We start from the raw sequence: 12,262 nt of genomic DNA, 5'->3' as shown, positions 1-12,262 counted from the left end.
GGGTTTGCACCGTGACTGACAACGCGAACTCCCCGGCGCAGACCATCGCCGCCGGCTACGAATTCTCGGGGCCCGCCCTGGAGCTCGGGACCGTCCTCGTGGACGGCACCGTCGACCCGTCGGCCAAGGTGCGGATCCCGCTGGCCATGATGAACCGCCACGGCCTCGTCGCCGGCGCCACCGGCACCGGCAAGACGAAGACGCTGCAGCTCATCGTCGAGCAGCTGTCCGCCAACGGCGTGCCCGTCGTGCTCGCCGATATCAAGGGCGATCTCGCGGGTCTGTCCAAGCCCGGCGAGGCCAACGACAAGACCGCGTCGCGCGCGACCGACACCGGCGACGACTGGAAGCCCGCCAGCGTGCCCACCGAGTTCGTTTCCCTCGGCACCAACGGCGTCGGCGTCCCGGTTCGCGCCACCATCTCCTCGTTCGGCCCGATCCTGCTGTCGAAGGTGCTCGGCCTCAACGCGACGCAGGAGTCGACGCTCGGCCTGATCTTCCACTGGGCCGATCAGAATCAGCTCGAGCTGCTGGACCTGAAGGACCTGCGCTCGGTGATCCAGTACCTCACCTCCGCCGAGGGCAAGGCCGATCTCGAGGGCATCGGCGGCGTCAGCAAGCAGACCGCCGGTGTGATCCTGCGGGCCCTGGTCAACCTCGAGGCCGAGGGCGGCGACACCTTCTTCGGCGAGCCCGAGATCGACATGGGCGACCTGCTGCGCACCGCGGGCGGCCAGGGCGTGGTCACCCTCTTCGAACTGGGCGACCAGGCCGCGCGGCCCACGCTGTTCTCCACGTTCCTCATGTGGGTCCTGGCCGACCTGTTCCAGTACCTGCCCGAGGCGGGCGACCTGGACAAGCCGAAGCTCGTCTTCATCTTCGACGAGGCGCACCTGCTGTTCGCGGACGCGTCGAAGGCCTTCAAGGACCAGGTCGAGCAGACCGTCAAGCTGATCCGCTCGAAGGGCGTGGGCGTCTTCTTCTGCTCGCAGCTGCCCACTGACATCCCGAACCCGGTGCTCAGCCAGCTCGGCGCGCGCATCCAGCACGCGCTGCGCGCCTTCACCCCGGAGGACCAGGCCGCGCTGAGCAAGACGGTCAAGACCTACCCGACCTCGCCCGCCTACAAGCTCGACGAGGCCCTGACCAGCCTCGGCATCGGCGAGGCGATCGTCACCGTGCTCTCCGACAAGGGCGCGCCGACGCCGGTGGCGTGGACCCGGTTGCGCGCCCCGCGCTCGCTGATGTCCGCCATCGGCGACGATGCCGTCCGCTCGGCCGCGCAGGCCTCGCCGCTGTGGGGCAAGTACGCGCAGACCGTCGACAACCTCTCCGCCTTCGAGAAGCTGTCGCAGAACGCGCAGCAGGCGCAGCAGGAGAACGCGCCCGCCGAGCAGGCGCCGCCGCCTCCGCCCGCGCCCAAGAAGGAGGAGGAAGAGTCCGGCTGGGTCTCCGACGTGATGAGCAACCCCGCCGTGAAGTCCTTCCTGCGGTCCGCGGCGTCGAGCGCGGGTCGCGAGCTGTCCCGCAGCATCTTCGGCACCAAGCGTCGCCGCTGAGCGAGCACGACGGACGAAAGTCCGGTCATCGGTCCCCACGATCGTGGGATCCGATGACCGGACTTTCGTCGTTTCGGGGCCGGTGCGGCCGGGGACGTCAGTTGCCCGCGAGCTTCTTGTACATCTCGCCGACGATGGGCGCCATGATGGCGCGCGGCGTGTAGTGGCCCGCCATGGACATGCCCTTCGAGAGGAGGCCCGGCACGACGCGCATCTTGTTCTTCTCGAGCGCGTCCAGGGTCACGCGGGCCGTGTACTCGGTGTTGACCCAGAGGAACTCGGGCACGACCTTCTCGACGGTGGACCGGTCCTCGGGATCGGGGAGCTCGGTGCGCACGGGGCCGGGCGCGAGCAGGGTGACGTGCACGCCGGTCTTCTTCAGCTCGCCGCGCAGCGACTCGGAGAAGGTGTTGGCGAAGGCCTTCGAGGCCGCGTACGTGGCGTTGTTCGGGATCGGCATGTTGCCGGCCGCCGAGCCGGTGATCATGATGCCGCCGTTGCCGCGCTTCACCATCTGCGGCAGGACCGCCAGGGTGAGGTCGTGGACGGCGTTGGCGTTGAGCTCGAGCTGCGCGCGCTCGTAGTCGAAGTCCAGGTCGATCACGCGGCCGAAGGTCGCGGTACCGGCGTTGTTGCAGAGGATGGAGATCTCGCGCGAGGCGAGCTCCTCGCAGAGCACGGCGCGGGCGGCGTGATCGGAGAGGTCGACGCCGCGGACCTCGGCCTCGACGCCGAACTCGGCGCGCAGCTTCGCGGCCAGCTCCTCCATGGGGCCGGTGCTGCGGGCGACGAGGATGACTGAGTGGCCGCGGCGGGCGAGCTCCGTCGCGAGGGCGACACCGATGCCGGAGGAGCCGCCGGTGACGACGGCGCGGGCGGACTGATGGGGTGCGGGTACTGGCATGGGTCAGATCGTACGGGAGGGCACCCGCGGGTCGACATCGCGAAGATCGCACTGTGACCGCCCTGGTCGTGGAGTGCCGTCGGGCGATTCCGCGCACGCTGGACCTGCGGCGATGCGTTTCAAGTGGCGCCCGCACCGCACTGCTATTAGGTTAGCCTCGCCATTGTCGCGAGCTGAAGGTGGAAGACATGAACCGCTGGGCCCCGTACTACCTGTCCGCACTCCGGATCGTGACGGGCGTGCTGTTCGCGCTCCACGGCGCCGCGACCTTCTGGGGCTTCCTCGACGGTCGCCGGTCGAGCCCGGACGTCTTCGCCTGGCCGAGCTGGTGGGGTGCAGCGATCCAGCTCGCTGGCGGCCTCCTCATCGCCGTCGGCGCCCTCACCCGGCCGGCCGCGATCATCGCCTCCGGCTCCATGGCGTACGCGTACTTCGCCTTCCACGCCGGCGACGGGCTCTCGCCCCTCGCCAACGACGGCGAGCTCTCGGTCCTCTACTGCTGGGTGCTCCTGCTCTTCGCGTTCACCGGCCCCGGGCCGATCAGCGTCGACGCCGTGATCGGCCGCCTGTGGGCCGGGGATCAGGATGAGGGAAAGGCGCCGTCGGATCGCGCCGGCGAGAAGGATGCGGCAGAGTCGGCGGTATGACCGCAGACATCCCCGAAGCCGCCCGCGAACTCCTCGATCAGGCCCTCGTCGTCGACCTCGCGACGGTCCGCCCGGACGGTGGCCCGCAGGTCAACCCGATGTGGTTCCTCTTCGAGGACGGGCTGATCTGGTTCACGCACACCGACTTCCGGCAGAAGTTCCGGAATCTCCAGCACGAGCCGCGCGTGGCGATCTCGATCCTGCCGGAAGGGAATCCGTACGGCTACCTGGAGATCCGGGGTGAGCTCGACCGGATCGAGCCCGACCCCACGGGCTCGCTCTACACCCGCCTCGCCGAGCGGTACGGCCAGGGCTCGGTCGTGCCGCCGGATGCGGCGGATCGCGTCAAGATCGCGATCCGCCCCACCCGGTTCAGCGGCAACGCCCTTCGGGGCTAGAGCGAGGCCGCGAGCTCGGTGCCCTGACGGATCGCCCGCTTCGCATCGAGCTCGGCGGCCAGCGCGGCGCCGCCGATGACGTGCGCCTTGACGCCGCGGTCCGCGAGCGCCGCGTCGAGGTCGCGCACCGATTCCTGGCCGGTGCACAGGATCACGGTCTCCACGTCGAGCACCCGCGCGTCCTTGCGCTCCTCGCCGAAGGTGATGTGCAGGCCCGCGTCGTCGACCTTCTCGTAGTTCACACCGCGCAGCTGCTCGACGCCCTTCATCTTCACCGTCGCGCGGTGCACCCAGCCCGTGGTCTTGCCGAGGCCGATGCCCTGCGGGGTGCTCTTGCGCTGCAGCATGTACACCTTCGAGCGGGTCGACGGTGCGGGGGCGGGCTTGGTGATGAAGCCGGGCACGTCGCCCTGGCGGGTGACGCCCCACTCGGCGTTCCACTCGTCGAGGTGCAGGGTGGGGGATTTGTCGGTGGTGACGAACTCGGCCACGTCGAAGCCGATGCCGCCGGCGCCCATGATCGCGACGGTGTCGCCGATCTCCTTGGCGCCGCTGATCGCCTCGGCGTAGGTGATCACCTTCGGGTGGTCGACGCCGGGGAAGGACGGGACGCGCGGCACGACGCCGGTCGCGATGATCACCTCGTCGAACTTGCCGGCCAGGTCGTCGACGGTGGCCTGCGTGTTCAGGTGCACGGTCACCTGGTTCCGGTCCAGCATCGTGGTGAAGTACCGGATGGTCTCGTTGAACTCCTCCTTGCCGGGGATCTTCGCGGCGTAGCCGAACTGGCCGCCGATGTGATCGCTCGCCTCGAAGAGGTCCACCTTGTGGCCGCATTCGGCGGCGCTGACGGCGGCGGAGAGCCCGGCGGGCCCGGCACCGACCACGGCAACGCGCTTGGCGGCGCGGGTCGGCGCGAGCACGAGGTCCGTCTCGCGGCCGGCACGCGGGTTCACCAGGCACGAGACCTTCTTGTGCACGAAGGCGTGGTCGAGGCAGGCCTGGTTGCAGCCGATGCAGGTGTTGATCTCCTCGGCGCGCTCGTCGCGCGCCTTGTTCGCCCACTCGGGATCGGCGAGCAGCGGACGGGCGATCTGCACGAGCTGGGCGTCACCGCGCTCGAGCAGTTCCTCGGCGGTGGCGGGCATGTTGATCCGGTTCGCCGCGCACACGGGGATGTTCACGGCGCGGGTCACGTCGGCGGTGAACGCCGCGAAGGCCGCCCGGGGGACCGAGGTCACGATCGTGGGGACGCGCGCCTCGTGCCAGCCGATGTCCGTGTTGAGGATGTCCACGCCGGCGTCCTCGAGCTTGTGCGCCAGGGAGAGGATCTCGTCGCGGGTCTGGCCGTCGGGGACGAAGTCCGCCATCGACAGCCGGAAGACGACGATGAAGTCCTTGCCGCAGCGCTTGCGGATCTCCCGCACTATCTCGATGGGGAACCGCTGCCGGTTCTCGGCGGAGCCGCCCCACTCGTCGGTGCGCTTGTTGGTGTGCGCAGCCAGGAACTGATTGATCAGGTAGCCCTCGCCGCCCATCACCTCGACGCCGTCGTAGCCGGCCTTCTGCGCGGTGCGAGCCGCGTTGCCGAAGTCGCGGATGGTCTTGCGCACCTCGAAGCCCGACATGGCGCGGGGCTTGAACGGGTTGATCGGCGCCTTGATCGCGCTGGCGGAGGCGCTGAGCGGGTTGTAGGAGTAGCGGCCCGCGTGCAGCAGCTGCATCGCGATCTTGCCGCCCTCCTTGTGCACCGCGTCCGTCACCCGCTTGTGCAGAAGGGAGTCGATCGGCGACGACATCTTCGCGCCGGCCGGCAGCAGCCAGCCGGTGATGTTGGGGGAGTAGCCGCCGGTGATGATGAGGCCGACGCCGCCCTTGGCGCGCGCGGCGAAGTAGGCCGCGAGCTTGCCGATGTCCCACGGCATGTCCTCGAGGCCGGTGTGCATGGAGCCCATCACGACGCGGTTCTTCAGCGTCGTGTGGCCGAGGTCGAGGGGCTCGAAGAGGTGGGGGTACTTCGCTGACATGGGCTGATCCTTCATTCGGCTGATCGTCCGGGCTGATGGGGAGGGCTGGTTCAGGGGGTGAGGGCAGCGAGCACTTCGTCGAGCCAGTCGACGGTGCCCTGTTCGGAGTACACGCCCCCGCGCAGCACAAGGTGCTGCTGCAGGTCCGTGCCGGTGAGCGTGGTGGGCTCGGGGTAGTCGCGGGCCTCGAGGCTGCGGAAGAGCTCCGCCCGCTCGGCGTGCAGATCGCGCACGCGTCGGACCTCGGCCATCAGGTCGGCCAGGTCCGACGGTGCCGCCCCGCGGATCTTGGTGGCCAACTCGCGCCGGTCCGTGGCGTCCTTGCCGGGCGTGCGGATCCACTCGGAGAGCGTCTTCCGACCGGCGTCGGTGATCGAGTAGACCTTCTTGTCCGGCTTGCCGTCCTGCGCCTGTTCGACGTAGGTCACGAGGCCGTTCTCGGTCATCCGCGCCAGTGTCTTGTAGATCTGCTGGTGCGAGGCCCGCCACCAGTGCCCGATCGAGCGGTCGAAGCGCCGGGTGAGCTGGTACCCGGTGCCCGAGCGCTCGCTCAGGGAGACGAGCAGTGCGTGTTCGAGGGCCACGCCCGCGACGCTACCGGGGAGAACGCAAATATGCAACAAGTTGCAATGCGCGTGTATGCACAACTCGGACGCTCGCGACGGTGCCGATAAGATGTCCACCGCACCACTGCCTCCGTAGCTCAGTTGGATAGAGCATCGGCCTTCTAATCCGAATGTCGCAGGTTCGATTCCTGCCGGGGGCGCTCGGAACCGCGCCGGACCGCGCGTACGCGTACACGATCTGACCTGCAAATATCGGGCGAAATGGGGTGTCCACGCGCGGGTGCGCGGCGTTACGATCGGGACTGACGTGGGGGCCTCACAAGGAGGTGCTCGATGAAGCGGACAGTACGAACATTCGCGGTGGCGGCCTGCGCGGTCGCCCTGTTCGGTGGAGGCGGGGCGGGAGCGGCCTCCGCCGATCCCACCCCGGCGCCGCCCCCGGTCGGGTCGACGTGCGGCAAACCCGGTGAGAACAAGGTGATCACCACGATCCGCACCTGCGCGAAGGTCAACTCCTCGTGCACGGGCTACGACATGATGATCATCGGCCGCGTCGACAAGTGGGGGCACTGCGTGATCCCCGGCATGAACGGGACCACCTGGTGACGTGAGCGAGCTCGCGCTCCCGCTGGTCGGCCTCGTCGGCGGCGTCCTCGCGGGAGTCTCCCCGTGCGTGCTCCCGGTCCTGCCGGTCGTCCTGCTCGGCAGCGCCGGGACCGGGGCCGACGGTGCCCGCACCTCGCGCGCCCGGCCGGTCGCGATCGTCGCCGGCCCGGTGCTGAGCTTCTCGCTGTTCACGCTGTTCGGCGCCGTCGTCCTCTCGCTGCTGCACCTGCCCGCGGGCCTGATCCGGTGGGTGGGGATCGGGGCGTTGCTCCTGCTCGGCGTGGCGATGCTGGTGCCGCCGTTGGAGCGCCTGCTCGAACGGCCCTTCGCGCGCCTGCCGCAGCGCGTCCCGGGCCTCCAGGGCGACGGTGCCGCGGGCGGCTTCGTGCTCGGCGTCGCCCTCGGCGCGGTCTACGTGCCGTGCGCCGGACCGGTGCTCGCGGCGATCGCGCTGGCGGGGGCCACCGACACGATCGGACCGCGCACGCTGGTCCTCACCGCGGCGTTCGCCGTCGGCACCGCGATCCCGCTGCTCGCCATCGCCCTCGCCGGCCACCGCCTGGCCGACCGGGTGCGCGCGCTGCAGCGGCGCCAGCGGGCGATCCGCGCCGTCGGCGGCGTCCTCGTCATCGCCCTCGCGGTCGCTCTCGCACTCGGCGTCACCGATCTCATCCAGCGCCGGGTGCCCGATTACACGCAGGCCGTCGGCGACCGGCTCGGCGCCGCGGCGATCGCCCCGCGGGCCACGGGCACGGGCTCCCTCCAGCAGTGCCAGCAGGCCGCGTTCACCGGGACGGCGCAGCTCGCCGACTGCGGGCCGGCGCCGGAGTTCGCCGGTATCGACCCCTGGCTCGGCGGCACAGCGCGCACGATGGCGGGCCTGCATGGCAAGGTCGTCCTCATCGATTTTTGGGCGTACTCGTGCATCAATTGCCAGCGCGAGCTCCCGCACGCCGAGGCGTGGTGGAAGACCTACCGCGACCTCGGCTTCGAGGTGATCGGCGTGCACACGCCCGAGTACGCCTTCGAGCACGACGTCGGCAACGTCACCGCGGGCGCACGCAAGCTGGGCCTGACCTTCCCGATCGCCGTCGACAACCGCACCGCCACGTGGAGCGCCTACCGCAATGTGGCCTGGCCCGCGGGCTACCTCGTCGACGCCGCCGGGACCATCCGGCTCGTCACCCTCGGCGAGGGGCACTACGACAAGGCGGAGACCGCCATCCGCTCGCTCCTGCTCGCCGCGCACCCCGGCGCGACCCTTCCGCCCGCGACCGACGTCCCCGACACCACGCCCCGCAACAAGGACCGCACCCCCGAGCTCTACCTCGGCGCCGAGAAGCAGCAGGGCTACGGCGGCCCCGGCGACTACGAGGTCGGCACCCGCGCGTTCGCCGTCCCGGAGACCGTGCAGCCCAACACCTTCGCCCTCGACGGAACCTGGACCATCGGTCCCGAGGACATCCGCGCGGGGGAGCGCGCCGTCCTCACGCTCGCATACACGGCGCAGCGCGTCCACCTCGACGTCGGCGGCACCGGCACGCTCACCGTCACCGAGGGCGGCGCGACGCGCACCATCCCCGTCGACGGTCCGCCCGACATCCGCACCGTCGTCGACCGCCCGGCCTCCGGGGCGGGCACCGTCACCGTCGCCCTCAGTCCCGGCCTGACCGCCTACTCGTTCACGTTCGGCTGACCGACACCGGTCGCGCGAAACGCGCAAAAGGGCGACTAACACGCACAAGAGCGCGCTGTGAACGCCGTCACCCGCATGCTCCTCGTGTTACCCCGATCACTCATCCACGAGGAGAAACCCCATGCTGACAGTCCTGGGACTGACCATGGTCGCGGCGTTCATGGTCGTCATCATGACCCGCCGCGCGACGCCCATCGTCGCGCTGATCGCCGTCCCGGTGATCTTCGGCCTACTGGCCGGCGCCGGCACGGGCATCGGCAAGATGATCACCGGCGGCATCGAGGACCTCGCGCCCACCGCCGCGATGCTCTTCTTCGCCATCATCTTCTTCGGCGTGATGATCGACGTCGGGCTCTTCGACCCGGTCGTGCGGGCCGTGGTCCGCGTCGTCGGGGAGGACCCCGCCAAGCTCGTGCTCGGCACCGCCGTCCTGGCGGGCGTCGTCTCGCTCGACGGTGACGGCTCCACCACGTTCATCGTCACCACCTCCGCGCTGCTGCCGCTCTACCTCAAGCTCGGCGTCAGCCCCGTCGTGCTCACCGTGGTCGCGGGTCTCGCCAACGGCACCATGAACATCCTCCCCTGGGGCGGCCCCACCGCCCGGGCCGCTGCGGCGCTGAAGATCTCGCCGTCCGAGGTCTTCGTCCCGATGATCCCGTCGCTGATCGCGGGCATGGTCGTCGTCCTCGCCTTCGCCTGGCACCTCGGGCTCATGGAGCGCAAGCGGCTCGGCAGCATCGTGATCCGCGAGCGCGTCCTCGCCGGCGCGGGCGCCACCGGCGGCACCGTCGGGGGCGACGGCGGCACCGACGCACCCGTTCCGCCCACCGGCGGCACCGGCGACAGCGCCCTGACCGCGGTCACCGGTGCGCACGGCAACCCGAAGCTGATGTGGTTCAACGCCGGTCTCACGGTCGCCCTGCTGTCGGTGCTCACGCTGGACCTGCTGCCGATCCCCGTGCTGTTCATGATCGCCGCCGCGATCGCGCTCGCCGTCAACTTCCCGCAGGTCGCCGATCAGCAGGAGGCCATCACCCGGCACTCGAAGTCCATCGTCTCGGTCGTCGGGATGGTCTTCGCCGCAGCGGTTCTCACCGGCGTCTTCAAGGGCACCGGCATGGTGGACGCCGTCGCCGCGTGGGTCACCGGCATCATCCCGTCGTCGATGGGGCCGCACCTGGCCGTCATCACCGGGATCCTGTCGATCCCCTTCACGTTCCTGATGTCCAACGACGCCTTCTACTTCGGCATCCTGCCCGTGCTCTCCGAGACGGCGAGCCACTACGGGATCAGTGCCGCCGAGATGGCCCGCGCGTCGATCACCGGGCAGCCCTTCCACATGCAGAGCCCGCTGGTGCCGGCCATCCTGCTGCTCGTCGCGCTCGCGGGCGTCGGCCTGGCGGATCATCACAAGAAGGTGCTGTGGCGCGCCTTCGTCGTCTCGATCGTCATGCTCGTGGTCGGTGTCCTCCTCGGCCAGATCCCCTTCTGAGCGCGGCTCGGATGGCTAGGCTGAGCCGATGCCCGGGATCCGGCTGCGCACGCAGATCCTCCTGCTCCAGGTGGTGATCATCATCGTCAGCCTCGCCGCCGGCTTCGGCATCGTCCTGCATCGCGTGGACGCCGACACCCGCACCGAGTACGGCCACCGGGCCGAGGCGATCGCCGAGACGGTCGCGTCCGACACCGATGTCCGCGCGGGCGCCGCGGCCCAGTCGGCGGCGCGCCGCGCGGGTCACCCGGCCACCCAGCAGGAACTCGCCGCCGCGCCGCTCCAGCGCCAGGCGGCCGCCATCACCGAGCGCACGGGCGTCCTCTTCGTGGTGATCGCCGACGACGCGGGCTACCGCATCGCCCATCCGGATCCCACCCAGCTCGGGGCGCCGTTGAGTACGGACCCGTCCACCGCCCTGGGCGGCGAGATCGAGGTGATCCAGCAGCGGGGCACCCTCGGCGATTCCGTTCGCGCCAAGGCGCCGGTGCTCGGCAACGACGGTGCGGTCGTCGGCCTGGTCAGCGTCGGCATCTCCACCGAGACCGTGGCCGAGGCGGCCCGGCGCACGCTGCTCCTGCTCGTGGGCCTGGCCGCGCTCGCGCTCGCCGTCGGGGTCGTCGGTTCCGGCCTCCTGGCCCGACGGTGGCGCCGCCTCACCCTGGGCCTCGAGCCGGAGGAGATGGCCGAGCTCATCCGCGAGCAGAACGCCGTGCTGTATTCGGGCTCGGAGGGCGTGATCGCCATCGACGCGCACGGCATCGCCCGGGTGATCAACGATCGCGCCCGCGAACTGCTCGGCGTCACCGCTGCGGCGGGCACCCCGCTCGCCGGCCTCGGGCTCACGGACCGGGTCGCGGCCGTCGTCGCCACGCCCACCGAGGTGCCCGTCGCCGCCGCCGTGAACGAGCGGGTCGTCCTCGTCGCCTCGCGGCGGGTCCATCGCGGCGATACCGACCTGGGCACCGTCCTCACCGCCGTCGACCGCACGGACGTCGAGGCGCTCACCCGCGAGCTCGATTCGGTGCAGGCGATGAGCGCGGCACTGCGGGCGCAGCGGCACGAGTCCGCGAACCGGGTGCACGTCGTCGCGGGGCTGCTCCGCGACGGCCGCACCGACGAGGCCCTCGCCTACCTCGACGAGATCGCCGGCCGGGCAGGCGTCCTCCCGGTCCCCGGCCTGGACCGCCTCGACGAGCCGCACCTGCGGGCCTTCGTCTCCGCCAAGGCGGCGCGGGCCCGCGAGCGGGGCGTCGTCCTGCGCGTCGGCGCCGACACCGCGCTCGTCGGCGTGCTCACGCACCCCGTCGACACCACCACGCTCGTCGGCAACCTCCTCGACAACGCCATCGATGCCGCGGGCGACGGCCCCGAACCGCGGGAGGTGGAACTCGACGTGCTCCGCGACGGCGACGACCTCGCGATCATCGTCGTCGACAGCGGCCCGGGCTTCGCCGTCGACGACCCGTTCGTCGAGGGCGTCAGCACCCGCACCGACCCGACGGTGCCCGGCGGGCGCGGACTCGGGCTGGTCATCGCCCGGCAGGTCGCCCGCGGGCACGGGGGAGACGTGACCGTGGTCGCCCGGGGCGGCGACGGGGAGCCCACCACCGTGATGGCCACACTGCCCGAAGGGGTGCGCGACGATGCCTGACGACCTGCGGATCCTCGTGGTCGACGACGACTTCCGGGTGGCCGCGATGCACGCGAAGATCGTCGACGCCATGGTCGGCCTCACCACGGCGGGCTCCGCGCGCACGCTGTCGGAGGCGCGGGCCGTTCTCGAGCGGGACCGGGTCGACCTCGCCCTGGTCGACGTCTACCTGCCGGACGGCTCCGGCATCGAGCTGGTCCGCGAGATGCGGTGCGACGCCTTCATCCTCGGCGCCGCGGACGACGCCGCCAGCGTCCGGGCGGGCCTCGCCGCGGGGGCGCTGCAGTACCTCATCAAGCCCTTCGCGACGACGGAGCTCGCCCGCAGGCTCGGCGCGTACACCACGTATCGCCGGATCCTCGGCGCCGGTGAGGTCACCCAGGAGCAGGTCGACGCCGCGACCTCGGTGCTGCGGAGTGAACGGCCCGCCCCGCGCCGCGACGAGGGCGGCTCGGTCACCGAGCGGCGGATCGTCGACGCGCTGCGCACCGCCGACGGTCCGATGCTCGCGGACGACATCGCCGCGGAGGTCGGGGTCTCTCCGGCGACCGCCCGCCGGTACCTCGCGGAACTGGTCCGGGAGGGCACGCTGACGATGGCGTTGCAGTACGGCGCCACCGGCCGGCCGAGACAGCGGTACACGCTGAGCTGAGCCGCCTTCCGCACGACGTGGCGCCCTGCGAGCGGATCGGCGGACTCCGCGGTGCCGCGTC

Annotated in this window: 11 protein-coding genes and 1 tRNA gene; 9 read left to right on the top strand and 3 right to left on the bottom strand. The window is 71.0% G+C overall.

The window, feature by feature from the left end; genetic code table 11:
• The first annotated feature begins 11 nt into the window (after positions 1-11).
• Entirely contained in the window at positions 12-1,559 is a 1,548-nt protein-coding gene (locus ACM9LD_RS13350; protein WP_415677125.1) for a helicase HerA-like domain-containing protein, read from the top strand.
• A 97-nt stretch (positions 1,560-1,656) separates the two neighbouring features.
• On the opposite strand, the gene cmrA is transcribed toward ACM9LD_RS13350, so the two are convergent.
• The gene (gene cmrA / locus ACM9LD_RS13345; protein ID WP_068742620.1) at positions 1,657-2,463 is read right to left on the bottom strand and encodes a mycolate reductase; all 807 of its coding nucleotides are present in this window, start codon (positions 2,461-2,463) and stop codon (positions 1,657-1,659) included.
• Positions 2,464-2,651: 188 nt separating this feature from the next.
• Here cmrA and ACM9LD_RS13340 point away from each other — a divergent pair, with 188 nt between their 5' ends.
• Both ACM9LD_RS13340 and ACM9LD_RS13335 read left to right on the top strand, forming a co-directional pair.
• Positions 2,652-3,110, top strand: a complete 459-nt coding sequence (locus ACM9LD_RS13340; protein WP_415677124.1) for a DoxX family protein — start codon at positions 2,652-2,654, stop codon at positions 3,108-3,110.
• Positions 3,107-3,508, top strand: a complete 402-nt coding sequence (locus ACM9LD_RS13335) for a PPOX class F420-dependent oxidoreductase (protein ID WP_415677123.1) — start codon at positions 3,107-3,109, stop codon at positions 3,506-3,508. Before ACM9LD_RS13340 ends, ACM9LD_RS13335 begins: the two co-directional genes overlap by 4 nt.
• On the opposite strand, the gene ACM9LD_RS13330 is transcribed toward ACM9LD_RS13335, so the two are convergent.
• Both ACM9LD_RS13330 and ACM9LD_RS13325 read right to left on the bottom strand, forming a co-directional pair.
• Positions 3,505-5,535 carry an oxidoreductase gene (locus tag ACM9LD_RS13330; protein ID WP_415677122.1) on the bottom strand — a complete coding sequence of 677 codons (2,031 nt, stop codon included), beginning with the start codon at positions 5,533-5,535 and terminating at the stop codon, positions 3,505-3,507. The genes ACM9LD_RS13335 and ACM9LD_RS13330 overlap by 4 nt on opposite strands.
• A gap of 50 nt (positions 5,536-5,585) precedes the next feature.
• Entirely contained in the window at positions 5,586-6,119 is a 534-nt protein-coding gene (locus ACM9LD_RS13325; RefSeq protein ID WP_415677121.1) for a PadR family transcriptional regulator, read from the bottom strand.
• Positions 6,120-6,227: 108 nt separating this feature from the next.
• On the opposite strand from ACM9LD_RS13325, the gene ACM9LD_RS13320 reads away from it, so the two are divergent.
• The 6 genes from ACM9LD_RS13320 to ACM9LD_RS13295 all read left to right on the top strand — a co-directional run bounded on the left by ACM9LD_RS13320 (position 6,228) and on the right by ACM9LD_RS13295 (position 12,201).
• Positions 6,228-6,301 (top strand) — tRNA-Arg (locus tag ACM9LD_RS13320).
• A 133-nt stretch (positions 6,302-6,434) separates the two neighbouring features.
• Positions 6,435-6,707: a hypothetical protein gene (locus tag ACM9LD_RS13315; protein ID WP_068526402.1), complete on the top strand. Its 273-nt coding sequence runs from the start codon at positions 6,435-6,437 to the stop codon at positions 6,705-6,707.
• A 1-nt stretch (position 6,708) separates the two neighbouring features.
• Positions 6,709-8,403, top strand: a complete 1,695-nt coding sequence (locus ACM9LD_RS13310; RefSeq protein WP_415677120.1) for a redoxin domain-containing protein — start codon at positions 6,709-6,711, stop codon at positions 8,401-8,403.
• A gap of 121 nt (positions 8,404-8,524) precedes the next feature.
• Complete coding sequence (locus ACM9LD_RS13305) at positions 8,525-9,895, top strand: CitMHS family transporter (RefSeq protein WP_415677119.1); 1,371 nt, start codon at positions 8,525-8,527, stop codon at positions 9,893-9,895.
• Between the two features lie 28 nt (positions 9,896-9,923).
• Positions 9,924-11,549 carry a sensor histidine kinase gene (locus tag ACM9LD_RS13300; protein WP_415677118.1) on the top strand — a complete coding sequence of 542 codons (1,626 nt, stop codon included), beginning with the start codon at positions 9,924-9,926 and terminating at the stop codon, positions 11,547-11,549.
• The gene (locus tag ACM9LD_RS13295; RefSeq protein WP_415677117.1) at positions 11,542-12,201 is read left to right on the top strand and encodes a response regulator; all 660 of its coding nucleotides are present in this window, start codon (positions 11,542-11,544) and stop codon (positions 12,199-12,201) included. Before ACM9LD_RS13300 ends, ACM9LD_RS13295 begins: the two co-directional genes overlap by 8 nt.
• Positions 12,202-12,262 lie beyond the last annotated feature (61 nt).

The sequence above is a fragment of the Tsukamurella hominis genome (genome assembly GCF_965137015.1).
Taxonomy (GTDB): domain Bacteria; phylum Actinomycetota; class Actinomycetes; order Mycobacteriales; family Mycobacteriaceae; genus Tsukamurella; species Tsukamurella hominis.
This window is presented reverse-complemented; position numbering and strand designations above follow the sequence as displayed.

What these genes read in the sequence shown, in the direction of transcription:
- ACM9LD_RS13305 (WP_415677119.1), top strand. Translation starts at nt 8,525, where the DNA reads ATGCTGACAGTCCTGGGACTGACCATGGTCGCGGCGTTCATGGTCGTC.
- ACM9LD_RS13330 (WP_415677122.1), bottom strand. Translation starts at nt 5,535, where the DNA reads ATGTCAGCGAAGTACCCCCACCTCTTCGAGCCCCTCGACCTCGGCCAC.
- cmrA (WP_068742620.1), bottom strand. Translation starts at nt 2,463, where the DNA reads ATGCCAGTACCCGCACCCCATCAGTCCGCCCGCGCCGTCGTCACCGGC.
- ACM9LD_RS13340 (WP_415677124.1), top strand. Translation starts at nt 2,652, where the DNA reads ATGAACCGCTGGGCCCCGTACTACCTGTCCGCACTCCGGATCGTGACG.
- ACM9LD_RS13295 (WP_415677117.1), top strand. Translation starts at nt 11,542, where the DNA reads ATGCCTGACGACCTGCGGATCCTCGTGGTCGACGACGACTTCCGGGTG.
- ACM9LD_RS13315 (WP_068526402.1), top strand. Translation starts at nt 6,435, where the DNA reads ATGAAGCGGACAGTACGAACATTCGCGGTGGCGGCCTGCGCGGTCGCC.
- ACM9LD_RS13335 (WP_415677123.1), top strand. Translation starts at nt 3,107, where the DNA reads ATGACCGCAGACATCCCCGAAGCCGCCCGCGAACTCCTCGATCAGGCC.
- ACM9LD_RS13300 (WP_415677118.1), top strand. Translation starts at nt 9,924, where the DNA reads ATGCCCGGGATCCGGCTGCGCACGCAGATCCTCCTGCTCCAGGTGGTG.